The organism is Celeribacter sp. PS-C1 (assembly GCF_019429625.1).
Taxonomy (GTDB): domain Bacteria; phylum Pseudomonadota; class Alphaproteobacteria; order Rhodobacterales; family Rhodobacteraceae; genus Celeribacter.
In genome coordinates this window covers 443,356-467,347 of record NZ_JAHXRW010000002.1, presented here as the reverse complement: position 1 = coordinate 467,347, position 23,992 = coordinate 443,356, and the positions used below count along the sequence as shown (strand labels likewise).

24 protein-coding genes are annotated in these 23,992 nt (G+C 58.9%); 9 read left to right on the top strand and 15 right to left on the bottom strand.

What is annotated here, in order from left to right; genetic code table 11:
• The 3 genes from acs to J5Y17_RS04815 form a co-directional block, all read left to right on the top strand.
• Positions 1 to 1,395, top strand: a 1,395-nt coding sequence (acs, locus tag J5Y17_RS04825; protein ID WP_219784069.1) for an acetate--CoA ligase, incomplete at its 5' end; no start/stop codon positions are given.
• A 216-nt stretch (positions 1,396 to 1,611) separates the two neighbouring features.
• Positions 1,612 to 2,475 carry a GNAT family N-acetyltransferase gene (locus J5Y17_RS04820; protein ID WP_219784068.1) on the top strand — a complete coding sequence of 288 codons (864 nt, stop codon included), beginning with the start codon at positions 1,612 to 1,614 and terminating at the stop codon, positions 2,473 to 2,475.
• Between the two features lie 123 nt (positions 2,476 to 2,598).
• Positions 2,599 to 3,225 carry a PRC-barrel domain-containing protein gene (locus tag J5Y17_RS04815; protein WP_219784067.1) on the top strand — a complete coding sequence of 209 codons (627 nt, stop codon included), beginning with the start codon at positions 2,599 to 2,601 and terminating at the stop codon, positions 3,223 to 3,225.
• Positions 3,226 to 3,318: 93 nt separating this feature from the next.
• Here J5Y17_RS04815 and J5Y17_RS04810 read toward each other — a convergent pair whose 3' ends face one another.
• From J5Y17_RS04810 to J5Y17_RS04785, 6 genes are all read right to left on the bottom strand, one after another.
• Positions 3,319 to 4,302 (bottom strand): ABC transporter substrate-binding protein, encoded by a 984-nt coding sequence (locus tag J5Y17_RS04810; RefSeq protein WP_219784066.1) that lies wholly within the window; start codon positions 4,300 to 4,302, stop codon positions 3,319 to 3,321.
• A 68-nt stretch (positions 4,303 to 4,370) separates the two neighbouring features.
• Positions 4,371 to 5,144 carry an ABC transporter permease gene (locus J5Y17_RS04805; RefSeq protein ID WP_219784064.1) on the bottom strand — a complete coding sequence of 258 codons (774 nt, stop codon included), beginning with the start codon at positions 5,142 to 5,144 and terminating at the stop codon, positions 4,371 to 4,373.
• Positions 5,141 to 6,010, bottom strand: coding sequence for an ABC transporter permease (locus J5Y17_RS04800; protein WP_219784063.1), 870 nt, complete (start codon positions 6,008 to 6,010; stop codon positions 5,141 to 5,143). Before J5Y17_RS04800 ends, J5Y17_RS04805 begins: the two co-directional genes overlap by 4 nt.
• Positions 6,007 to 6,783, bottom strand: a complete 777-nt coding sequence (locus J5Y17_RS04795; protein WP_219784062.1) for an ABC transporter ATP-binding protein — start codon at positions 6,781 to 6,783, stop codon at positions 6,007 to 6,009. The genes J5Y17_RS04800 and J5Y17_RS04795 overlap by 4 nt, the downstream gene beginning before the upstream one ends.
• A gap of 93 nt (positions 6,784 to 6,876) precedes the next feature.
• Positions 6,877 to 8,331 carry a dihydropyrimidinase gene (gene hydA, locus J5Y17_RS04790; protein WP_219784061.1) on the bottom strand — a complete coding sequence of 485 codons (1,455 nt, stop codon included), beginning with the start codon at positions 8,329 to 8,331 and terminating at the stop codon, positions 6,877 to 6,879.
• Between the two features lie 72 nt (positions 8,332 to 8,403).
• Complete coding sequence (locus tag J5Y17_RS04785; RefSeq protein ID WP_219784060.1) at positions 8,404 to 9,651, bottom strand: Zn-dependent hydrolase; 1,248 nt, start codon at positions 9,649 to 9,651, stop codon at positions 8,404 to 8,406.
• A 336-nt stretch (positions 9,652 to 9,987) separates the two neighbouring features.
• On the opposite strand from J5Y17_RS04785, the gene J5Y17_RS04780 reads away from it, so the two are divergent.
• The 3 genes from J5Y17_RS04780 (at position 9,988) to J5Y17_RS04770 (ending at position 12,122) form a co-directional block, all read left to right on the top strand.
• Positions 9,988 to 10,560, top strand: a complete 573-nt coding sequence (locus J5Y17_RS04780; protein WP_219784059.1) for a DoxX family protein — start codon at positions 9,988 to 9,990, stop codon at positions 10,558 to 10,560.
• A gap of 192 nt (positions 10,561 to 10,752) precedes the next feature.
• A complete protein-coding gene (locus tag J5Y17_RS04775) occupies positions 10,753 to 11,367 on the top strand; it encodes a TetR family transcriptional regulator C-terminal domain-containing protein (protein WP_219784106.1) in 615 nt (204 codons plus the stop codon).
• 164 nt (positions 11,368 to 11,531) lie between these two features.
• Entirely contained in the window at positions 11,532 to 12,122 is a 591-nt protein-coding gene (locus tag J5Y17_RS04770; RefSeq protein WP_219784057.1) for a hypothetical protein, read from the top strand.
• A gap of 206 nt (positions 12,123 to 12,328) precedes the next feature.
• Here J5Y17_RS04770 and preA read toward each other — a convergent pair whose 3' ends face one another.
• Positions 12,329 to 13,627, bottom strand: a complete 1,299-nt coding sequence (gene preA, locus J5Y17_RS04765; protein WP_219784056.1) for an NAD-dependent dihydropyrimidine dehydrogenase subunit PreA — start codon at positions 13,625 to 13,627, stop codon at positions 12,329 to 12,331.
• 3 nt (positions 13,628 to 13,630) lie between these two features.
• A complete protein-coding gene (locus J5Y17_RS04760; RefSeq protein ID WP_219784055.1) occupies positions 13,631 to 14,968 on the bottom strand; it encodes an NAD(P)-dependent oxidoreductase in 1,338 nt (445 codons plus the stop codon).
• Between the two features lie 312 nt (positions 14,969 to 15,280).
• Between J5Y17_RS04760 and accB the strand changes: the two genes are divergently transcribed.
• The 3 genes from accB (at position 15,281) to aat (ending at position 17,860) form a co-directional block, all read left to right on the top strand.
• Entirely contained in the window at positions 15,281 to 15,775 is a 495-nt protein-coding gene (gene accB / locus J5Y17_RS04755) for an acetyl-CoA carboxylase biotin carboxyl carrier protein (RefSeq protein WP_219784054.1), read from the top strand.
• Positions 15,776 to 15,786: 11 nt separating this feature from the next.
• On the top strand, positions 15,787 to 17,133 hold the full coding sequence (gene accC / locus J5Y17_RS04750; RefSeq protein WP_219784053.1) for an acetyl-CoA carboxylase biotin carboxylase subunit: 1,347 nt from the start codon (positions 15,787 to 15,789) through the stop codon (positions 17,131 to 17,133).
• Positions 17,134 to 17,215: 82 nt separating this feature from the next.
• Positions 17,216 to 17,860: a leucyl/phenylalanyl-tRNA--protein transferase gene (gene aat, locus J5Y17_RS04745; protein ID WP_219784052.1), complete on the top strand. Its 645-nt coding sequence runs from the start codon at positions 17,216 to 17,218 to the stop codon at positions 17,858 to 17,860.
• On the opposite strand, the gene J5Y17_RS04740 is transcribed toward aat, so the two are convergent.
• From J5Y17_RS04740 to J5Y17_RS04710, 7 genes are all read right to left on the bottom strand, one after another.
• The gene (locus J5Y17_RS04740; protein ID WP_255571853.1) at positions 17,824 to 18,363 is read right to left on the bottom strand and encodes a DUF2155 domain-containing protein; all 540 of its coding nucleotides are present in this window, start codon (positions 18,361 to 18,363) and stop codon (positions 17,824 to 17,826) included. The two genes, aat and J5Y17_RS04740, sit on opposite strands and share 37 nt — an antisense overlap.
• Positions 18,360 to 18,824: an outer membrane lipid asymmetry maintenance protein MlaD gene (mlaD, locus tag J5Y17_RS04735; RefSeq protein WP_219784051.1), complete on the bottom strand. Its 465-nt coding sequence runs from the start codon at positions 18,822 to 18,824 to the stop codon at positions 18,360 to 18,362. The genes J5Y17_RS04740 and mlaD overlap by 4 nt, the downstream gene beginning before the upstream one ends.
• Entirely contained in the window at positions 18,824 to 19,207 is a 384-nt protein-coding gene (locus tag J5Y17_RS04730; protein ID WP_219784049.1) for an NADH:ubiquinone oxidoreductase subunit NDUFA12, read from the bottom strand. Before J5Y17_RS04730 ends, mlaD begins: the two co-directional genes overlap by 1 nt.
• A gap of 172 nt (positions 19,208 to 19,379) precedes the next feature.
• Entirely contained in the window at positions 19,380 to 20,648 is a 1,269-nt protein-coding gene (clpX, locus tag J5Y17_RS04725; RefSeq protein WP_219784047.1) for an ATP-dependent Clp protease ATP-binding subunit ClpX, read from the bottom strand.
• A gap of 214 nt (positions 20,649 to 20,862) precedes the next feature.
• Positions 20,863 to 21,486, bottom strand: a complete 624-nt coding sequence (locus J5Y17_RS04720) for an ATP-dependent Clp protease proteolytic subunit (protein ID WP_219784045.1) — start codon at positions 21,484 to 21,486, stop codon at positions 20,863 to 20,865.
• Between the two features lie 295 nt (positions 21,487 to 21,781).
• Complete coding sequence (locus J5Y17_RS04715; protein WP_219784044.1) at positions 21,782 to 22,873, bottom strand: DUF1513 domain-containing protein; 1,092 nt, start codon at positions 22,871 to 22,873, stop codon at positions 21,782 to 21,784.
• A gap of 51 nt (positions 22,874 to 22,924) precedes the next feature.
• Positions 22,925 to 23,983, bottom strand: coding sequence for an imelysin family protein (locus J5Y17_RS04710; RefSeq protein WP_219784042.1), 1,059 nt, complete (start codon positions 23,981 to 23,983; stop codon positions 22,925 to 22,927).
• Between the last annotated feature and the right edge of the window lie 9 nt (positions 23,984 to 23,992).

The window sequence follows — 23,992 nt, the reverse complement described above, 5'->3', positions numbered from 1 at the left end:
ACAGCGCCGCGCGGCGGCCGTCGCACGCCGTTGAAGGCCAACACCGACGCCGCCCTGCTGCACTGCTCGGACAAGGTCCGTTGCCTCGTCGTCAAACACACCGGCGACCAGATCTCCTGGGCGCAGGGTCGCGATGTCGACGTCAAATACCTGATGGAGCACGCGTCTCCTGATTGCCCGCCGCGTCCGATGAACGCCGAAGATCCGCTCTTCATCCTCTACACCTCCGGCTCTACGGGCAAACCGAAGGGCGTCGTGCACAGCTCCGGCGGCTATCTCGCCTATGCAGCCCTCACTCACAAATACGTCTTCGACTACCACGACGGCGACGTCTTCTGGTGCACCGCCGACGTCGGTTGGGTCACCGGCCACAGCTACATCGTCTACGGTCCGCTCGCCAACGGCGCCACCACCGTGATGTTCGAGGGCGTGCCGACCTACCCCGACGCGGGCCGCTTCTGGGCCGTCTGCGAAAAGCACAAGGTCAACCAGTTCTACACCGCACCGACCGCACTGCGCTCGCTTATGGGACAGGGCAACGAATGGGTCGAGAAATACGACCTGTCCTCGCTCAAACTCCTGGGCACCGTCGGCGAACCGATCAACCCGGAGGCCTGGAACTGGTACAATGAGGTCGTCGGCAAAGGAAACTGCCCCATCGTCGACACCTGGTGGCAGACCGAAACCGGTGGCCACCTGTTGACCCCGCTGCCGGGCGCGATTCCGACCAAACCGGGCTCCGCGACGAAACCCTTCTTCGGCGTGCAGCCGGTCATTTTGGACGCCACAACCGGCGAGGAAATGACCGACACCGAGACCGAAGGCGTGCTCTGCATCAAGGACTCCTGGCCGGGCCAAATGCGCACCGTCTGGGGCGATCACGAGCGCTTCCAGGAAACCTATTTCCAGCAGTACAAAGGCTATTACTTCTCCGGCGACGGCTGCCGCCGCGATGCGGATGGCTACTACTGGATCACCGGCCGCGTCGACGATGTGATCAACGTCTCTGGCCACCGCATGGGCACGGCCGAGGTCGAATCCGCCCTCGTCGCCCACGCCAAGGTCGCCGAAGCCGCGGTCGTCGGCATGCCGCATGAACTCAAGGGCCAGGGCATCTACGCCTATGTGACCTTGATGAACGATGTGGAACCGACCGACGAGCTGCGCGTCGAGCTGGAAAAATGGGTCCGCACAGAGATCGGCCCGATCGCCAAACCGGACTTCATCCAATGGGCCCCGGGCCTTCCGAAGACGCGTTCCGGCAAAATCATGCGCCGCATCCTGCGCAAAATCGCCGAAAACGACACCGGCTCACTGGGCGACACATCAACACTCGCAGAACCAGCCGTCGTCGACGAGCTGATTGCGAATTCGCTGTATAATGTGAACAAATAACGCATAAAGTTCGCAATGCGAACTTAACCCACAAAATCACAAAGCCCACCCCAGATTTTTCGGGGTGGGCTTTTCAATTCTAACGCAAGCACCTGAGAAAAAACCATCGATCGCCCCTGCGGCCAAACGCAATGGGGACTAAGAAACATCCTTTGTGGCCCCAAGAACCGACACATCAGAAGGCTTTGTTAACCCTGTTCTGCCAAGCATCGGTCTATGTATGTGCGTGAGATTGAGACAGAAAAAGCATGGGAGCCGCTGGCGGACCGCGTGATGGCGCCCCTACCCCAACGCTGGATCTATGGCGAGACTGCAAAGCGCGTCGGTCGTGAGGCACTCAGGCTTTGCATTTATGAGGGCATGCGACCTGTAGCAGTGGCGCAGATCATAATGCGATCTATGTTCGGCATACGCACAAGCCTTATCACCCGCGGTCCGTTGTTTTTGGACGAAATCGATACAGCCACACAGAGAGCCGCTCTCAAGCAGTTGCGTCGCGCGCTGCCAAACGGGATCAAACTGGCCTCCCCGGAGGACGCTCTGGGGCGTTTGCCATTGTCCTGCGCGCCAGAGATCGCTGAACTGGATCTCACGCCAACTCTGCCAGAGCTCCGCGCACAGATGAATGGAAAATGGCGTAACGGGTTGAAAAAGGCTGAAAGCACGCGGCTCCAAGTGGCGCGCATGGAGGCCACGCCCAGAGCGCTCATGCCCATTTTGCACGCTGAAAAGACCCGTCAAGCCATGGGCAAGTATCGCGCGCTGCCCCCGGAGTTTACGCTCGCCTTGCAAGCGGTTGCGCCGCGATCCTTGCGCCTATTCACAGCATCGGATGCGCAGATGCTATTCATCGTTCACGGCAACAGCGCGACATACCAGATCGGCCACAGCGGACCTGAGGGGCGCGCGTTAAATGCCCACAACCTGATCTTGTGGAACGCAATGCAGCAACTGAAAGCAGAGGGTGTGGTGCGGCTCGATCTAGGGACTCTGGACAAGGGTAAGGCGCCCGATCTGGCGCATTTCAAACTGCGCAGCGGCGCCAAATTGCGCGCACTCGGGCCAGCATCACTTATATAAACGCGTAAATATTTGTTGTTATTAATTAATATCAGAAACTAAAATTTCTCAGGAACTTACAACCGCCCGCATTCATTGTCTCTCCATACCACATGCGAACCGCATGATTGAGAGGAGAAAACGATGAAAACCCTGACGCAGAAACTGATGACCACCGCCGCCGTGATTGGCTTTGCCGCAACGCCGGTCTTTGCCGAAATGTCCAGCGACACGGATGTGACCGCCACCGAAGATGGCATGACCATGCAGAGCGACACCACAGTGGAAATGCCCTCTGCCGAGGAGACTTTGAAAAGCGCTGAAGGCACCATCGACGACAAAGCTGATGGCGTGCAGGACACCGCGTCGGATGTCGCCGATGCGACAGCGGACACGGCGAATGACGCCTGGGAGGCAACCCAAGACGGGGCTCAGAATGTTGCCGCTGCCCTTGAGACCTTTGGTCAGGAAACCGTGTCCGAGATCGTCGGCACGCAGGTTCTGACCGAGTCCGGCGAGGACATTGGCGAAATTGACGCCATCGTGATGGCCGAAGGTGAAACCAAGGCGATCGTGGGTGTCGGCGGGTTCCTCGGTATTGCCGAACATGACGTCCTGATCGAAATGGATCAGTTCTCCATGATTGACGAGAACAGCGTGATGATCCAAGGCGCGACCGAGGAAGAGTTGAAGGCAATGCCCGATGTGAACCTTGCGGATTACGAAGAGGTCGAAGGTGACCTGACCATCGAAGACGCGATGAATTCGTAATTTCAGACACGCATATCCCTCCTGCCTCGGGATATGTGAAGCCCGCCCCGGATCAGCTCCGGGGCGGGTCTTTTTTGACCGAAATAAAGTGACTTACTTCAGCGCGGCGTCGGTGATTTCGAGCGTATAGGCGCCTTCCGGCTCCTTGGTGATCACCGGATCGGAGCCGCCGGAGAGCAAGGACGCCACGGTGCGCTCGTAATCGGACACGTCCAGCGCGCCGTTGGAGCCCGCGGTCAGCTTGGCCACTTCGGACATCATACGGACCTGATGTTCCATGGTCTGCGCGCCGGTTTCGTCATACTCAAGCACAATCTCGGCGGCCTCTTCCGGGTTCGCTTCGGCGTATTTCCAGCCCTCCATGGAGGCGGCGACAAAGCGGACCATTTTCTCTTTGAAGGCCTCATCGGCAAGGCTCTCTTCGAGCACATAGAGACCGTCTTCGAGCGTCGCGACGTCTTGGTCTTCGTATTTGAAGGTGATGAGATCGTCGGCGGAAATGCCGGCGTCGATGACCTGCCAATATTCGTTATAGGTCATGGTGGAGATACAGGCGGCCTGTTTTTGCAACAACGGATCGACGTTAAAGCCCTGTTTGAGGACCGTCACACCGCCCTCGGACCCGTCGGTCGGAATGTCGAGTTTGCCCATCCACGAGAGGAACGGATATTCGTTGCCGTAGAACCAAACGCCCAGCGTCTTGCCCGGGAAATCCTCAGGGCCAGTGATGCCGGTTTCTTTCAGACAGGTCAGCATCATGCCGGACGATTTGTAGGGCTGCGCGATGTTCACCACCGGCGCGCCGTTTTCACGCGCGGCCAAAGCCGACGGCATCCAGTCGACCATAACATCGGCGCCACCGCCCAAGAGAACCTGCACCGGCGCCACATCCGGACCGCCCGGTTTGATCGTCACATTGAGATCGGCCTCTTCATAGAACCCTTTCTCTAGCGCCACATAGTAGCCCGCGAATTGGGCCTGCGTGACCCATTTGAGCTGAAGCGTCACGTCATCTGCGGCGAAGGCGCCAGACCCCATAGCGGCCAGAGCAGCGGCGCTCGTCAGTAGCTTTTTCATCGTGTTACAACCTCCAAGTTGTGTCTTTCGGCCGAGATTTTTTTCCCGTGCCAGTCAAAGTCGCGGGTTTACCCGCGTTGTGAGGGGTGCCAGAAGGTCACCCGTTTTTCGATGCCCGCAACCAGACCGTAAAGTGCGGTCCCGGTGACGGCAGACACCACAATCTCAGCCCAAACCATGTCCGTTGCCAAGCGTCCCATCTCTGTCGTGATGCGAAAGCCCATGCCCCGGATCGGAGAGCCAAAATATTCAGCAACAATCGCCCCGATAAGCGCCAGAGAGGTGGCGATTTTCAACCCGTTGAACAGGAAAGGAAGCGCCGCCGGTCCGCGCAATTTATGGAGCGTTTGAATATGCGTTGCGCCATAGGTGCGCATCAGGTCGCGGTGCATCGGATCGACCGCCGCCAAACCGCCTAAGATGTTCACCAACATGGGGAAAAACACCATGATGGCAACCACGGCGGCCTTGGAATGCCAGTCAAAGCCGAACCACATCACCATGATCGGCGCGAGGCCCACAATGGGCAGCGCGGCAAAGAAATTCGCGACCGGCATGAGGCCACGTTTCAGGAAGTCGAAGCGGTCGATGATCAGCGCCAGAATGAGTGCTGCAAGCGTGCCCATCCAGAGTCCATTCAAGGCCCCTTTGACCACGGTTTGCACCCAGTCTTCCCAAAGGATCGGCAGCGACCCGGCCATGGCGGCACCAATCGCAGTCGGAGGCGGCAGGATCGCGGGAGAGACGCCAAAGACGCGCACCACGACCTCCCAAAGCACCAGCACCAAAAGGCCGAAACCCAGAGGCCATGCGATTTTCTCGAACGTCGTGTCGGGTCTCATACCGCACGCCCTCCCATAAGATTGCGCGCGAGTTTTTCAAACCCGCCGACGAGGAAAATCAGGATCGCGGCCAGGATCGCCGCCGCGAAGAGCGCCGCCCACATGATCATCGGCTCGCCGAACTGCGACCCGATCAACATCCGCGCGCCAAGCCCCGCGATGGCCGAGGTGGAAAGTTCCGCCACCACTGCTCCGACAAAAGCGGCGGCAACGGAGACTTTGAGCGAGGCAAAGAAATAGGGCATGGACGACGGCAGACGCAGTTTCCAGAACACTTCGCTCTGGCTCGCGCCGTAGGTTTTCAACAGATCGAGCTGCATCTGATCGGGGCTTTGCAGGCCTTTGACCATGGAAACCAACACTGGATAAAAGCTCAGATAAGCGGCGATGATCGCCTTGGGCACCATGAGCGTGCCGGTGCCGACTGCGTTGGATAGCACGACGATGATCGGCGCCAAGGCCACAATCGGAATGGTCTGGGAAATGATCGCCCAGGGCATGAGGGTCAGTCGCCCGATCCGGCTCAGCACGATGACGGTCGCCAAAGCGATACCGATCACGATGCCGAAACCAAAGCCCAGAAGCGTGGTCTTCAGTGTAATAGACCCCTGATAGACCATCGAGCGTTTCGAGGTGATTTTCTTCTCGACCGTGGTGTCCCAAAGCTCCGCCATGATCTGATGCGGCGCGGGCAAGAGCGGGCGCTTTTGCGACATGGTGTCGGTGATAAGTTCGGAAATCGTGACCTCACTGCCTGCGCGTTCGGCTTGATCATAGGTCCATGTGCTGTTCATCTTCACGGCCGCCGCGTACCAGATGACGATGAGCGCTACGAGGACAGTAAGGACGGGAATGATTTTACTCATGCCTCATGCCCCGCACGGAGGCCGTCCCGAACCCGATGCGCGATCTCGATGAATTCCGGTGTGTCGCGGATGTCGAGCGGGCGCTCTTTCGGCAGCGGGCTCTCAATCACATCGGTGATCCGTCCGGGCCGTGGGCTCATGACGACGATTTTCGTCGAGAGATACACCGCCTCGGGGATCGAGTGGGTCACGAAACCGATGGTCTTGTTGGTCGCCGCCCAGAGTTTGAGGAGTTCTTCGTTCAACTTGTCGCGCACGATCTCGTCCAAGGCGCCAAAGGGTTCGTCCATCAACAAAATCTCGGCATCAAAGGCCAGCGCGCGGGCAATCGAGGCGCGTTGCTGCATCCCGCCCGAAAGCTGCCACGGGTATTTTTTGCCAAACCCCTTGAGGTCTACAAGATCCAGCACCTTCTCAACGCGCTTGTCCATCTCCGCTTTCGGGAAATCCATGATCTCCAGCGGCAGCTTGATGTTCCCCGCAATCGTCCGCCACGGATAAAGCCCAGCCGCCTGAAACACATATCCGTAGGAGCGCGATTTCCGGGCCTCTTCGGGCGTCAAACCGTTGACCGTTAGCGAGCCACCCGTCGGTGTCTCAAGCCCCGCGATGCAGCGCAAGAACGTGGTCTTGCCACATCCCGACGGCCCGATGAAGGACACGAAATCCCCCTTGTTGATCTGGAGATTGACGTCCTTGAGCGCGTGCACGGGCCCGTCGTTGGTCTGAAAGGTAAGATCGACGTTCTGCGCGTCGATGACTGGCTTTTTCATTGGCTAATGTCTTTATACTCGCCGCGTTTTCGCGGTCTGTCCCCTGTTGTGCGGGCGGGCCTGAGACGGCCACACCCTTTTTCGCCGTTTGGCTCAGACGCCGGTCACCGGAATGCCAGCGCGTTCCACCGGGCGCGGTGCGGTCAGTTCTTTCCACTTCGACAGCGCCTTGTTCACCGTCGCATTCGGGTCGCGGGCGATGAACTCGCCATGGCCTTCCTTCGCCTTCAGCTCGCCTTTGTCGACCGCCACAAAGCCGCGGGTCAGGACGTAACGCGGCAGCGCCGTGACCTCGATTCCTTCAAAGACGTTGTAGTCAATCGACGAGGCCTGTGTCTCAGCCTTGATGGTTTTGGACATCGTCGGATCCATCACGATCAGGTCGGCATCCGCCCCTACGAGAACCGCACCCTTCTGCGGATAGCAGTTGAGGATTTTCGCGATATTCGTGGAAGTTACGGCCACAAATTCATTCATCGTGATGCGGCCTGTCTCGACACCCATGGTCCAAAGCACCGGCAAGCGATCTTCCAAACCGCCCGTGCCGTTCGGGATTTTCGAGAAATCGCCGACGCCGTAGCGTTTCTGCTCGGTCGTGAAAGCACAGTGGTCCGTCGCGACACAGGAGAGCGTGCCCGACGCCAGACCGGCCCAGAGGCTGTCCTGATGCTTTTTGTTGCGGAAAGGCGGCGACATCACACGACGCGCGGCGTGGTCCCAGTCCTCGTTGAAATACTCGCTCTCGTCCAACACAAGGTGCTGGATCAGCGGCTCGCCCCAAACACGTTTGCCGTTCATTTTGGCGCGGCGAATGGCTTCGTGGGCCTCTTCGCAAGACGTATGCACGACATAGAGCGGCGCACCCGCCATGTCGGCGATCATAATCGCGCGGTTGGTCGCCTCGCCCTCGACCTGAGAAGGCCGCGAATAGGCATGCGCTTCCGGGCCAGTGTTGCCCTCGGCCAGAAGTTTCGTCGTCATCTCGGCCACAAGATCGCCATTCTCGGCATGGACCAAAGGCGTCGCGCCCAGCTCGGCGCAGCGTTTGAAAGAGGCGAACATCTCGTCATCGTTCACCATCAAAGAGCCCTTATAAGCCATGAAATGTTTGAAGGTGTTGATGCCTTTTTCTTCGGTGATGATCTTCATCTCATCAAAGACCTGCTCGCCCCACCAGGTGATCGCCATGTGGAAGGAATAGTCGCAGCAGGCCCGTGCCGATTTGTTGTCCCAGACCTTGATCGCATCCAAAAGCGACTGCCCCGGATCGGGCAGCGCGAAATCGACGACCATCGTGGTGCCGCCCGCCAGAGCCGCGCGCGTGCCGGCGTAGAAATCATCCGAGGAATGCGTTCCCATGAAGGGCATTTCCAAATGCGTATGCGGGTCGATCCCGCCCGGCATCACAAAACAGCCCTCCGCATCGAGAATCTCGTCGCCCGTCAGGTCCGGCCCTATCTCGACAATCTTGCCATCCTCGATTTTCACATCGGCCTTGTAGGTCAAATCGGCGGTGACGACCGTGCCGCCTTTGATCACCTTGCTCATAACTCTCTCCTTGTTGGCAAAAGCGGCGCGCCTTATCCCCGGCGCGCTCCTGCTTCTTCTTGGCTCAAATACTCATTCCACGATCTCAGCGGTTTCCAAGACCGCATGCAACAGCACATCGGTCCCCGCAGCCGCCCATTCCGGGCTGATCTCTTCGGCCTCATTATGCGACAGACCGTCGACACAAGGACACATGATCATCGTCGTGGGCGCCACAGCGGCGGCCCAGCAGGCATCGTGACCCGCGCCCGAAACGATGTCCATATGCGAATAGCCCAGCGTTTCCGCAGCTTTTCGCACATTCGACACCAGTTCCGGCGTAAAGGTCACCGGATCGAAATGGCCGACGGGTTCGACGGCACACCCCACCCCGATCTCTTCACAGATCTTCTCCGCGCGCTCTTCGATCTGGCTCCGCATGGAGGTCAGTTTTGCAATGTCCGGCGTCCGGATGTCGACAGTGAACACCACGGCGCCCGGCAGCACGTTGCGCGAATTGGGCGTGAATTGCATCTGACCGACACCGCCCACGGCATTGGGTTGGTGATCCATCGCCACCTCTTGCACCATCTCCAAAATCCGCGCCATGGCGAGCCCTGCGTTGGTGCGCATCGCCATCGGGGTCGAACCGGTGTGCGCCTCTTTGCCGGTGAGCGTGAATTCGAGCCACCAGAGCCCTTGGCAGTGGGTTACCACCCCGATGTCCTTGCCCTCGGCCTCCAAAATCGGACCCTGCTCGATGTGTAGCTCATAGTAAGCATGCATCTTGCGCGCGCCGACCTCTTCGTCGCCTTTCCAGCCGATGCGGGCCAGTTCCTCGCCATAGGTCTTTCCCTCAAGGTCGGTGCGCCCGTAGGCATAATCCAACGCGATTTTGCCCGCAAAGACACCGGAAGCCAGCATGGCAGGCGCGAAGCGCGCACCCTCTTCGTTGGCCCAGTTGGTCACCACGATCGGGTGTTTGGTCTTGATGCCGAGATCGTTCATCGTCCGCACGGCCTCCAAGGCGCCCAACACGCCCAGAACCCCGTCGTATTTTCCGCCCGTAGGTTGCGTGTCGAGGTGCGAGCCCATGTACACCGGCAAAGCCTCCGGGTCGGTGCCTTCGCGGGTCATGAACATCGTGCCCATCGCATCGACGCCCATCGTCATCCCCGCCTCTTCGCACCACTTTTGAAACAGCTTGCGCCCTTCGGCGTCTTCATCGGTCAGCGTCTGGCGGTTACACCCGCCTGCAATCCCCGGCCCGATCTTCGCCATCTCCATCAGGCTGTCCCAGAGACGCTCCGAGTTGATCTTGAGATTGTTTTCCGCGCTCATCTGACCCTCCAGATATATTGACCATTTGGTCAATACATTGACGTGCTCCGCCGCAGGATTGCAAAGATTTTCCTTTCGCACCACAATCTTTCGCCCAAAGAGTGAGACATTGCGCAAAAAATAAGCAGCCCTGCCCGGCAACCCGTCAGTGACACATCGCAGACCTTGAGCATGCCTTCCTTGACGCAGCGTCAAATGATCCAGATCAATATTTTCGCACGACTTCTGCGCCTCGCCGCACACCCACGCTCAAATCGTTGCGAATTGCAAAAATACGGGGTTCGGAGGACCATCCAAGACATCAACAACGCCTACAGTCCGCAACAGGAGGCACACATGTCTGATATCTTTGTTCCGCAACGCCAACGGCTCATCCTGCCAGCCCTCGAAAAGTTCTACAGCGCCATTGCCGAGCCCTTCGGCTGGGCCGCATTCCGCGTCACGATCGGTCTTTCGCTCGTGGTCGCCGGCTGGCCGAAAATCCAAGCCCCGCTGGCTCAATCCGGCTTTGTCGAGTCCCTCGGCATCTCCCCCGGCTGGCTCTTTTCGCCCATGCTCGCCGCAATGCAGTTCTTCGGCGGCTTTCTGATTGCTTTCGGGCTCCTCACACGCCCCATCGCACTCGCCAATGCCGTCATGCTCCTCATCACCCTGTGGTTCCACATGGCGCACCCCTACCCCGAGGCCTTTTTCACGGTTGAAGGACTGGCTTACCTGCAGGCCAACCCCGAACTTTTGACCTCCGCCGCACAATCGCAACTCTTGGCAGATAACGGTGCCATGTTCGGCATGCGCATTCAGGAAAAAGCAATCTACGCCTCCCTGTTCTGGGCGGCCGGAGCAGCCCTGATCGCAGCGTTCGGAGGGGGCTATTTCTCTCTGGACCGCAAACTGAAAAAAGAGTTCTGAGGCTCACACCAAACACAAATCTCATCGAGGCGGCCCGCTATAATTCCGGGCCGCCTTTTTTGTTGTGCGCCAACCACAACACAGGATCTTCGCCCCCTGTCCGAGCCTGCTTTTCGTGATTGACCTTTTTTTAGCAAAGCGAATGCGTTACTTCATTGGGATGCAAAAACGCGAAGGGGAATCGCAGGCATGATGCCGGGAAAACAGCCGCGGACCAGAATTCAGAAAAAAAACACAGAAACAATTCTGGAAGCAGCGCTGGAGGTGTTTTCACAGCACGGCTTTCGCGGCTCGACGCTCGATCAGATCGCCAAAGCAGCAGGTCTGTCAAAACCCAATTTGCTCTATTATTTTCCCTCGAAAGTGGCGATCCACCGGGCCTTGATCGACGAGTTGATGCAGAATTGGCTCGATCCTCTTCGAAAAATCGAGGCCGACGGTGAGCCGGTCGAAGAGTTGCTCGCCTATGTCTTGCGCAAACTCGAAATGGCCCGCGAATTCCCCCGCGAAAGCCGGTTGTTCGCAAACGAAATCGTGCAGGGCGCCCCCAACATCATGGACAAAATCGAGGGCGAATTGAAAAGCCTTGTCGATGAAAAGGCGCGCGTGATCGAGGGATGGATCGCGTCCGGTGCACTGGCGCCGGTCAATCCCTACCACCTGATTTTCTCGATCTGGTCCACGACTCAGCATTACGCGGATTTCGATGCGCAGGTGCGCGCGATCCTACAGCCCGAGGGGGATGCGCATTTCGAAGATGCGGCGGCCTATCTCGACACGCTGTTCCGTCGGATGCTGACGCCCTGAAGCTGTCCATATTAACCCGCTGGAAAGCGAAACTCGCCGTCCCCATCCGGAGCGGCGTTCATCGTGTTAACCAAGAGTAAAAATACCCGCGTGTATTAACGCTTCATGAACCACAACCTTTTATAAAGAAAGATGGTGGGGGCTCCTGAGAAAAGGAGCTTAGCATGACCAATATCGCGGGCGTGCCGGCTTTAGGAGGTGGTGGATTTGCTTTCAGACAACCGCCAGATCCGCCGAAGCCAGACGTTCCTCAGATCGCGGAAACCGCGCTGAACGGAACTGCAACTTATACAAAGGGGAACGAACTTCCCGGCCAGAATGGCGAAATCCTGTCTTACAAACTTGACGAGGTGTCTGACGCCTCCTCCGCCACGGAGGCTGAACGCGCGATGAAGGCGGTATATGGCATCGACACATCGGAACTTCCCGACGACATCTTGACCGGCCCGACGCCGGCGTTTCAGGCCTCTGTCCTCGAGGTGGAGCTTGATCTGCGCAACACGATTGCCGAGATCGCCGCAAAGCGCACGCAAGCCGAAGATGAGGCGGCGATTGCGCCGAGAAGCGCGGCGAAGGCAGAGGGTGCGGAGGCGAGACCGCCAGAAGATGCGGCGACATCCGCCCCTGAGGTGGAAGCAATAGACATGGCCACGGAAGAGGTATTGGCGCTGAGCGATGCGCCTGCGGAGGCCATTGATCCCGAAACCCGGCTGTCCGGCCCGGCGGCAGTTCAGAGAACTCCTTTTGACGGCTAACGTCTAAGGTGATCCCAAAGACGCGCAAGGATGGCGCAATTTTCAATATGGAGATCGGTCCAGCACACCGCGCCATTTGGCCGGTGCCTCTGTGGAACATTGCAGTCAGGGGTGTCAGTAAAAAACAAACCCCGAGAGTGCCTCGGGGTCTGTGTTGATGTGTTCGACGGCAGTCGGCTGACCGAAATCAGCCGACAAATCCCACATCACTCCGCGGAAACAGCCGCGACGTTGTTCGGATGCGTTGTCCAGTTGGCATAATCGCCCACCGGCTTGCCAGTACGCTCGTCCACCTCGCCTTTACCCAATGTTTTCATGGTGATACAGCCCTCGATCGGGCAGACATTGACGCAGAGGTTACAGGCCACACATTCATCGTCCTTGACGGTGAAGGTGCGATCCGGGCTCATTTCGATCGCCTGATGCGAGGTGTCCTCACAGGCCGCATAACAGCGCCCGCAGTTGATGCAATCGTCCTGATTGATCACCGCTTTGGTGACGTGGTTGAGGTTAAGATATTGCCAATCCGTCACGTTGGGCGTGGCTTTGCCGACCAGATCGGAGAGCGCCATTTCCTTTTCGTCGAGGTACTGGCTCAGCCCCGAAATCATCTCTTCGACGATCTTGAAGCCATAAGTCATCGCCGCCGTACAAACCTGTACGTTGCCCGCGCCAAGCGCCATGAACTCCGCCGCATCGCGCCAGGTGGTCACGCCGCCAATGCCCGAGATCGGCAACTTCGCCGTCGCCGGGTTGCGGGCAATTTCGGCCACCATGTTCATCGCAATCGGCTTCACCGCCGGGCCACAATAGCCGCCGTGGGTGCCTTTGCCGTCGATCATCGGCTCGGGCGAAAACGCATCGAGGTTGACCGAGGTGATCGAGTTGATCGTATTGATCAGGCTGACCGCATCGGCACCACCACGCAGGGCCGCCTCCGCAGGGTAGAGAATATTGGTGATGTTGGGCGTCAGTTTCACGATCACCGGAAGGTCCGTCGATTCCTTGCACCAGCGCGTCACCATCTCGATGTACTCGGGCACCTGCCCCACGGCGGAGCCCATACCGCGCTCGGCCATGCCATGCGGACAGCCAAAGTTTAGCTCGAACCCGTCGCAGCCGGTCTCGGCAATGCGCGGAATGATGTTTTTCCAGCTGTCGGCATCACAAGGCACCATGACCGAGGCGATCAGCGCCCGGTCCGGGTAGTCCTTTTTCACACGAGTCATCTCTTCGAGGTTCACCTCCAGCGGACGGTCAGTGATCAGCTCGATGTTGTTGAGGCCCAAAAGGCGGCGGTCGGCGCCGTGAATGGCCCCATAACGCGGCCCGTTGACGTTGACGACCGGCGGCCCCTCTTCGCCCAGAGTCTTCCAGACCACACCGCCCCACCCGGCCTCAAAGGCGCGGCGGACGTTGTATTCCTTGTCGGTCGGCGGCGCGGAGGCCAGCCAAAAGGGGTTCGGGCTTGTGATGCCACAAAAGGTGCTTGTCAAATCGGCCATGGCTCAGCCCTCCATCAGCTTGGCGTGGATGTCTTCGGCGGCGTCGCGTCCTTCGGACACCGCAGTCACGGTCAGGTCTTCGCCACCCGAGGCACAATCGCCCCCGGCCCAGACGCCCGCAATCGAGGTCCGCCCCACGGCGTCCACCGCGATCTTGCCGCCCGTGATTTCGATCCCCTCCGGCGCACCATCGAGCGTTTGACCGATGGCCTTAAACACTTGATCGGCAGGCAAGCGGAAGGTCTCGCCGGTGCCTTTCAGGCTGCCGCCCTCCTCGGAGGTGTATTCGAACTCGATCTCCTCGACCGCGCCGTCGCCGTAGACCGCAACTGGGGCCGCATTGTAGAAAATCTGCACGCCTTTCGAGGCGGCGAGTTCCTGTTCATACTCGGACGCCGACATGCTGGCGCGGCCCCGGCGATAGACCATCGAGACATTCTGGGCGCCCAGAAGTTTCGCCTGCACCGCGGCGTCCACGGCAGTCATGCCGCCGCCGATCACCACAACATTGCGGCCCACCGGCAATTTCGACAGGTCAGCCGCCTGACGCAGTTCAGAGATAAAATCGACCGCATCAAGCACGCCCTCAGCGTCTTCCCCCTCGGCTCGTAGCGCATTGACACCCGCCAGACCGATGGCGAGGAACACGGCGTCGTAGTCGGCTTTCAACCCCTCGAGCGTGAGCCCGTCGCCCAGCTTTTTGCCGGTCTCGACGGTGATCCCGCCGATCTGCATCAGCCAATCGACCTCTTTCTGAGCGTAGCCATCAGGCGCCTTATAGGACGCGATGCCGTATTCGTTGAGCCCGCCCGATTTCGGTCGTGCGTCGAACATCACCACGTCGTGGCCCTTCAGCGCGAGACGGTGCGCCGCCGCGAGACCTGCAGGACCTGCCCCCACCACGGCGACCTTTTTGCCGGTTGCCTCAGCGCGCGTGTAGGGATGGACACCTTTCGCCATCAGCGCGTCGGTGGCGTAGCGTTGCAGACGGCCGATCTCGACCGGCTTGCCCTCTGCGATCTCCCGCACACAGACCTCCTCACAAAGAGTCTCCGTCGGACAGACCCGCGCGCACATGCCGCCCAGAATGTTCTGGTCGAAAATGGTCTTGGCCGCCGCCTCAGGCGTCCCAGTCATGATCTGGCGAATGAACAGGGGCACGTCGATCGATGTCGGGCACGCCGTCATACAAGGTGCGTCATGGCAGAAATAGCACCGGTCTGCGGCGACGAGCGCCTCGTGATCGTCGAGCACCGGGTGCAGATCGGAAAACTGCGCGGCATAGCTTTCCTCGGGCAGGCGTCCGGCGGTAATGCCGGGCGTCAGCGGTGTGTTGGACATCGGGCTTGCTCCCTGTTGGCTTGCTTTTATTGATGACTCGAGCGTGACAGGGTTCATTTTTTTATCAAGCGGTAAAATTTAAGAGCCAGTTATTTTCGGTCTTATCCCGCTCTTCACGCCGAATAATCATGCGCGAGCGCCCAAAACATAGGCAAAGTTTGCGCCATTCTCCCTGCGTCAGCTTCGGTTATCGGGTTTTCACGCAACGTCACAAGGCCTATATACGGAACTCAGAAGATCAATCAGCCCAGGCTCGAACAGCATATAAGCTATGCACCAGAGACCCAGGCGGCCCATAACCGAGTTGAACATATGACAAAGCAAAACGACGCCGACGTGGCTTTCATTCAGGCATTGGCTGAACTCCTGAGCGCCAACGAGCTCACCGAACTCGAAGTCATGCGCGAATATGGCGACAATGACAGCCTCAACGTCCGCGTGAGCCGCGCAGCCCCTCAGGTCGTTCAGACCGTGGCCGCAGCCCCCGCACCTGTCGCAGCCGCTGCCCCGGCTGCCGCCCCCGCGAGCGCTCCTGTCGCTGCCGCCGCCGATGCAGGCGATCCGGCGAACGATCCGAACGCAGTGCCCTCGCCGATGGTCGGCACCGCCTATCTCGCCGCTGAACCGGGTGCTGCGCCCTTCGTGAAAGTGGGCGACAAAGTCTCCGAAGGTCAGACGGTTCTGATCGTCGAAGCCATGAAGACCATGAACCACATCCCCGCTCCGAAATCCGGGACCGTGAAACGCGTCCTCGTGGACGACGGCACCCCGGTCGAATTCGGCGCACCTTTGATGATCATCGAATAAGGGGTTTGTCGATGTTCGATAAAATCCTCATCGCCAACCGTGGCGAGATCGCTCTTCGGGTGATCCGCGCCTGTCGTGAGATGGGCATTCAATCGGTGGCCGTCCACTCGCAAGCCGACGCCAATGCAATGCATGTGCGTATGGCGGACGAAGCGGTCTGTATTGGTCCGAACAGCTCGGCCCAATCCTACCTGAATTTCCCGGCGATCATCGCCGCCTGTGAAATCACCGGCGCGCAGGCGATCCACCCGGGCTACGGGTTCCTTTCGGAAAACGCCGCCTTCGTGCAGATCGTCGAAGATCATGGCCTGACCTTTATCGGGCCGTCTGCGGAGCACATCCGCCAGATGGGCGACAAGATCACCGCGAAGGAAACTGCCGAAAAGCTAGGTATCCCCGTTGTGCCGGGCTCCAAAGGCGGCGTGCCTGATGTCGATGCCGCGAAAAAAGCGGCCTCCGACATGGGCTATCCGGTCATCATCAAAGCCACCGCCGGCGGCGGCGGGCGCGGCATGAAAGTGGCGAAAGACGAAGCCGAACTTGAAGTCGCGTTCCGCACCGCACGGTCCGAGGCGAAAGCCGCCTTTGGCAATGACGAGGTGTATATGGAGAAATACCTCCAGAAGCCGCGTCACATCGAAGTGCAGGTGTTCGGCGACGGTCAGGGCGGCGGTGTCCACCTTGGCGAGCGTGACTGTTCCCTGCAGCGGCGTCACCAGAAGGTCTTTGAAGAGGCCCCCGGCCCCTCAATCTCCCCGGAAGAGCGCGCTCATATCGGCGGCATCTGTGCCAATGCCATCGCTGAGATGGGCTACAAAGGCGCAGGCACGATCGAGTTTCTCTACGAGGACGGCGAGTTCTATTTCATCGAGATGAACACCCGTCTTCAAGTGGAGCACCCGGTCACCGAAGCTGTGTTTGGCCAAGACCTCGTGCGCGAACAGATCCTTGTCGCATCGGGCGAAAAACTGTCTTTCGGCCAAGACGACCTGAAGCTGAACGGTCACGCCATCGAGGTTCGGATCAACGCCGAGCGTCTGCCGAATTTCACACCCTGCCCCGGCAAGATCACGCAATATCACGCGCCGGGTGGTCTGGGTGTTCGGATGGATTCCGGACTTTATGACGGCTATTCGATCCCGCCCTACTACGACAGCTTGATCGGCAAGCTGATCGTGCATGGTCGCGACCGGCCCGAAGCCCTAGCGCGTCTCAACCGCGCACTGGGAGAGCTGATCGTTGACGGCGTCGACACCACGATCCCGTTGTTCCACGCACTGTTGCAGGAAGAGGATGTGCTTACGGGCAACTACAACATCCACTGGTTGGAAAAATGGCTTGAGGCCAATCTCGGCTGACCTGACCCGTCTCTAAAGTTTGAAGGGCCGCGTGTGATGCGCGGCCTTTTCTTTTGCGCTCTCCCACGTCACATTCACCGCCATGAACCACGTCGAACTGACCCCGGAATTGATCCTGCAAGCCTATGCCAATGGCGTCTTTCCCATGGCGGAGTCGCGCGAGGATGAGAGCCTGTTCTGGGTCGACCCGCGTGAGCGAGGCATCATTCCTTTGGACGGGTTTCACATCTCGCGCTCACTGGCGCGCCTGATCCGGCAGGACAGCTATTGCATCACCTTCGATCAGGACTTCATAGGCGTGATGCAGGGCTGCGCGGATCGCGACGAGACCTGGATCAACGACATAATTTTCGATCTTTACACCGAACTTCACGAGATGGGTTTCGGCCATTCCGTGGAACTTTGGGACGGAGATCGGCTGGTCGGCGGCACCTATGGCTTGGCCTTAGGCACGGCATTTTTCGGCGAAAGCATGTTTTCGCGGGTGCCCAGTGCCTCAAAGATCGTGTTGGCCTATCTGGTCGCACATCTCAAGCGCTGCGCGTTCACGTTGTTCGACACGCAATTTCTGACAGAGCATCTCGCCAGCCTTGGCGGGCAAGAAATTCCGCGCGCGGAGTACCGAACTCTTTTAAGCAAGGCTTTGACAACACGCGCAGATTTCACGGCTCACGCAGACCCGTTGACGCCTCAGGAGGTGCTACAGCTCAGAGGCCAGATGTCGTAGCGCTGGTGATCCATAGCGTTCAAGGCCGGGCTGGAAGCAACCATCCAACCGGAAAACACCGGCGCATCGCTGCCCTGTGCGCGCACCACGAGGTAGGCATAGGCATCGCCCGAGGGGTTGTCTTCGGGGTAGCGACAATCGCCGAGAAACACTTCGATCCGACCGAAAACCTCGCCACCACCCGTCTCCAGCGTGAGATCGGCCACTTCGCCAGTCAGCTTGTCGAGCGCGCGCACGGTGGCACCTGAGGCCGAGACGACATTCTCCTGCAACTCTGTCGTGATGTCTTTCAGCTCTTGCTGAAAACCCTCATTGGGCAGGTTTTGCAGATCTTCGAGCGACAGACCACCTGCGCCAAAGCCACCAACCTGATCGCTCTCATCCAGCGGAGTGATGATGATCTCATCGAGACCCGTCTCAAGATCGTCGTTGAAACCGCCGTCTTGCGCCCACGCGGGCGCGCTGAGCATCAGGGCGGCCATGAGGGCCGTGCGACGGATCATTCCGAGGCCCCCTCGTCACCGCTTCCGGTCACGAATTTCAGCAAGAGGTTGATCAGGCTCACGGAGCCTTGGGTGTCCGCGATCACTTGGCCGTCCTCGAAATTGAACATCGAACCGCCGGGGACAAGTTCGACGAAATTGCCGCCCAGAAGGCCTTCGGAGGAAATCATCGCCGCCGTGTCATCCGGCAACGCGACATCGCCGTCGAGTGTCAGTCTCGCTTCGGCGCGAAACGTGTCGCGGTTGAGATCGAGCGCGGTGACAGTGCCGATCTTGACGCCCGCCAGGCGCACATCAGTGCCCGTCGAGATGCCTTCGGCGGATCGGAAAGAGGCGGTCAGTTGATAATGTTCGGACGCGCCGCCTCCAAACCCGGTGATCTGGCCCGCATAGACCAGAAACCCCAAGGCCAGCGCCACAACGCCTGCGCCCACCGCAACTTCTGTCGGATTTTCGGCCATTATTCGGGCCGCCACGCCTCGTAATCGCGGCGCTCAATCGGCTTGGCCTGACGGATCGAGCCTGCAGGCGCATAGGCGGCCACGGTGCCGGTCAGGTTTTCGACGTGCTCTTTTTCCCAAGTCTTGTGCTCAAGCGCTTCGTGACCTGGGTGGTTTGCAAAGGTGTGGTGCAGCCAGCCATGCCAATCCGGGCTGATACGGGAGGCTTCGACATCACCGTTATAAATCACCCAACGGCGGCTGTCGTCTTCATTGCGATAAAAGGCATTGCCCTGCGCATCTTCGCCGACTTTGATGCCGTGACGCCATGTGAAAAGCTGCGTGCCAATGGTTTGACCTTTCCACCAGATCAACGCCCGCAGTGCCGTGTTCAAAATCCCCATGACGGTGTCACCTTTCGAATTTCGCTTGGTTCTTTCTATGAACCATCCGGGCGCAGAGGTCCAGAGGGCAGCCGCTCCCCGCCCCGCCTTTTCCTGCTCAAATTCTCGTGGAAAAGCAAAGCCCCGCCGACGGAGACCGCGACGGGGCTTTCAATTCGTTAGAGCGCATTCCTCAGGAGGCGGTCTTTTCCTTGGCGTCGTCCTCGGAATAGATCATCAGCGGCTTCGCTTCGGAGGTCACAGCCTCTTCATTAACGACCACTTCGGTCACATTGTCCATGCCCGGAAGCTCGAACATCGTGTCCAAAAGGATGTCTTCGAGGATCGACCGCAGACCGCGTGCGCCGGTTTTGCGCTCGATAGCGCGTTTAGCGATGGCGGTGAGCGCCTCTTCGGTGAAGGTCAGATCGGTGTCTTCCAGTTCGAACAGACGCTGATACTGTTTCACCAGAGCGTTTTTCGGCTGGGTCAGGATGGTGACAAGCGCGTCCTCATCGAGATCCTCAAGAGTCGCCAGAACCGGCAGACGACCAACAAATTCGGGGATCAAACCGAATTTCAGCAGGTCTTCGGGCTCGAGCTCTTTGAACAGCTCGCCGACACCTCGGTCCTCGTCATTTTTCACATCGGCGCCAAAGCCCATCGCAGTGCCTTTGTTGCGCTGCGCGATGATACGGTCGAGGCCAGCAAAGGCGCCACCACAAATGAACAGGATGTTCGTGGTGTCCACTTGCAGGAATTCCTGCTGCGGATGCTTGCGCCCACCCTGCGGCGGCACGGAGGCGACTGTGCCTTCCATGATCTTGAGCAAAGCCTGCTGCACGCCCTCGCCCGACACGTCGCGGGTGATCGAGGGGTTGTCGGATTTGCGCGTGATCTTGTCGACCTCGTCGATATAGACGATGCCGCGCTGCGCACGCTCGACGTTATACTCGGACGCCTGCAACAGCTTGAGAATGATGTTTTCCACATCCTCGCCCACATAGCCCGCTTCGGTCAGTGTGGTCGCATCAGCCATGGTGAAGGGCACATCAAGAATACGCGCCAGCGTCTGGGCCAAAAGAGTCTTACCGCAACCAGTCGGACCGATCAGGAGGATATTCGACTTGGCAAGCTCAATGTCACCCGATCCTTTGGCCGCATGGTTGAGACGTTTATAATGGTTGTGCACCGCGACAGAGAGCACGCGTTTCGCGGTCGCCTGGCCGATGACGTAATCGTCAAGAACCTGACAAATCTCTTTCGGCGAGGGCACGCCTTCGGAGGATTTCAGACCCGACGTCTTAGTCTCCTCGCGGATAATATCCATGCACAGCTCGACGCATTCGTCACATATGAACACGGTCGGCCCCGCAATCAGTTTGCGCACCTCGTGCTGGCTCTTGCCGCAGAACGAGCAGTAGAGCGTGTTTTTGCTGTCACCACCGGACGAATTGCTCATCACATTCCCCTGAGCCTCAGGCTCTCTTGCGTTGTGCTTTGACCCATAGGCCCATCGGGGGCCAACCGGTCAAAGAGCGATATTTGACAGAGTGTAGGACAGCCGTTTTTCAGGCACAATGGCAAAATCTTTCTGCCTCACGCCCCGAACCTATGGCTCTCCCACTCAAGACGAGAGGGCGCATCGGCCTCACTTGGCCGAAACGCCCATCAGCTTACTCCGCGAGCGGCGCGCGGTTTTCGACGATCTCGTCGATCAGACCAAACTCTTTCGCATCTTCCGGCGACATGAAATTGTCGCGCTCAAGCGCGTCAACGATGGTCTGGAATTCCTGACCCGTGTGTTTCACGTAGATCTGGTTCAGACGATCTTTAAGCTTTTGCGTCTCTTGCGCGTGGATCATGATGTCCGTCGCCTGGCCTTGGTAACCACCGGACGGCTGGTGCACCATGACGCGGGAGTTCGGCAGCGAGAAGCGCATGCCTTTTTCACCAGCGGTCAAGAGAAGCGAGCCCATGGAGGCCGCCTGCCCCATCACCAGGGTCGACACCTTCGGACGGATGTATTGCATCGTGTCGTAGATCGACAAACCGGAGGTGACGACACCGCCCGGGCTGTTGATATACATGGCGATTTCTTTTTTCGGGTTTTCCGCCTCGAGAAACAGAAGCTGGGCGCAGATCAGGGACGACATGCCGTCATGCACCGGGCCGTTGAGGAAGATGATGCGCTCTTTCAGCAGGCGCGAGAAGATGTCGTAGGCGCGTTCGCCACGGCTCGTCTGCTCGACCACCATGGGAACGAGCGTGTTCATGTAGGTATCAATCGGATCTTTCATCGGGCCCTGCCTGTTGTGTCAACTGATGTGTTAGCTCGGAAGTGTTACCCAAGTCTTAGTAGCGGACCGGAGGGGCTGCAAGAGCACCCGGGTCGTGTCGCGAATTTCAGCGCTCACCTTCTTGTCGAAAACCTGTGAACGCAAACCAGAAAAATTAAATAAAATATATAAAAAACATGTACTTAATAAAAACCTGGACTCAAAAAACCGAGTTGGGAAAAGCGGCAACAGCAGAGGTGTTGCCGCTTTGCCTCAAATTTAGACAAAATTTTTGTAAATTTTTATCGACCTGCGATCATCCCACCAAAGACGGCAAAGCCACCAAGTGATTGTCCCAAGCCAGCCCCGGCACAGCGTTCAGCGGCGACATACCCTCTTTGAGCGCCAAAAGCGCTCCAAAGCCATCGGAGCCGAGATAGCCCTCCCCCATGGGCGCAAGCCCGCAAATATCACCGCGCAACACGGCACCAAGGAAGGTGCCATCGGGCGCAAAGCGGTGCATCCGCCCGCCGCGCGGAGAGGTGATCGCCACCTCGGAGCCATCACCGGCGAAAGAAATAGAGCCCGCGTAACCCTTCATCGCATATTGCTCGGCCATATCGGCCTCCGGCAGCTGGATCTCTTCACCACGCCGATGAAGACCGATCAGCGGCACCACCTCTGTCTCATCGCCCTCCCACTGCATGGCAAAGGCAACCTGATCGTCCAGGCCGATCGCAAGGTGACGGATCGAGTTCTGATGCAGCTCGGGCGCCAGCACATGTTTCTCTTCGAGGGCAAAACTCGCCGAAAGATAGGCGAGCGATGGCTCCATCTCATCAATGTTGAGCTTTTGCCGCCCTTCGCCAATCTCAGGATGGGTGAAAATGCCACCATTGGCGACCACCAAAGTGCCATCAGACAGTGCGCGAATGTCATGCGGGCCAACCCCATGCGTCGAGACCTCTCCAACACGCGCATAGTTCTTGGCCCGATCCCAAATGCCCAACACACCCTTCTTCTCGGCGTAATTGTTCTCCGGCGTCACCAAAAGCGCGCCCTCGTTCACGAACAACCCATGCCCCATAAAATGCCGCCCCTCGGGGGCATCCAAGCGATGCGTGATATTGCCAGTGGCGCAATTCACCACGACGGCAAAGGTGCCCGGGCGGCGGGCGAAAGCCACCGCTTCGGGTTTCGTCGGGTGGGCGGCGGCGGCGTGGCCGCGAGCGGGCAAAGGCGCGCGGAACAGGATTTGGGCCGCCTCGTCCAAACCATAGAGGGCGTAATCGCCATTGGTGTCCTTGGCCGCACCAAGGAAAGCCGGCGATCCGGCATCTGCCCAGCTCAGGCGGGGAACGAGAGTCGCGGCCAAAACCGCCTTGAGAAAGTTACGACGTGTGCTCATGTTTCCAGTTTCTTGATTTTATTGCGGAAAAGTTTTTAGCGTGGGCGGGCCTCAATCGCCATCTGAGGCGTTAAACCCCGCGGAAATACCCAGAGGAGACCCGATCTCATTGGCGATAGCCCCCATCAAGGCGGAGATATTCTGACCGATGATCTCAATCTTCAACCGCCCCATCGGATCGCCCGCACCTTCGAAAGACGGATCGTTCAAACCCTCCGTGAGCGCGATGGTTTTCGCGAAAGCATCCTCGGTCTGCGGCATCTCGCCCGGCGCCAGATTGCGCGCCAGATCGCGGGCCGCTTCGAGTTGCAGGAGCACATTGCGGGCAGACCGTCCGGAACGGCGCGCTTCGGCCCGTTCGGGTCGCGGTTTGTCAAAGGTGCCGATGGGGCGCCCGATACGCTGATCCTTGGTGTTTTCCAGCGACGAGGTGAGCATGGTATAAAGCGCCTGAACGCTTTCCTCTTTCGTCAGGTAGAGCGGCTGAGGCGCCTCCCCGGCCATCAAGAGCGTCTGGGCGAACCCGTCAGGCGCGATCCATTCGTCTTTGATCGCGGCAGCCATACGGTGCAGGTCGTGGGTGATGGCTTGGACGAGGTGGCAGGAATAGCTGTCCTCGGCATAGCCGTCGAACTGATCGTCAAAGAGCATATATTCCAGCGCAAAGAGACCGCGCACGGCGATGGAGGCGTCGGCGAAGGCCTCGGGCGTCTCGACCACCGGATCCTGATCCGCGATATAGCCCGAAAGCGTGCGCGGGATCATGCCCTTTTTGTCGGGCCAAAAGGCGATGGCGAGGATGCGGCCGTTCTTCTCAATCGGCCCCATATGCAGATGTTGCAGCCCCATCCAGGCATCAAAAGCCACGTCATAAGCGGGTTTCACATTGCCCGGCAGGCAATTGGCCTCTGTGACATCCGCCAGAAACGCCGTCGCGACATCAAAGCGGTCCACCGCAGGGATGGTGTGCTGGTTCACCGCGCGGCTAAGCGCCATGTCCAGCGGGGCCGGTTCGGGGATGTCCAAGGTTTGCGCTATCGCGGGCGCCATGGGCACAGACAGCGCCAGAGAGAGGCCCAAAGACAGGAAAGGAACCGTGATATGACGCATATGTATCCC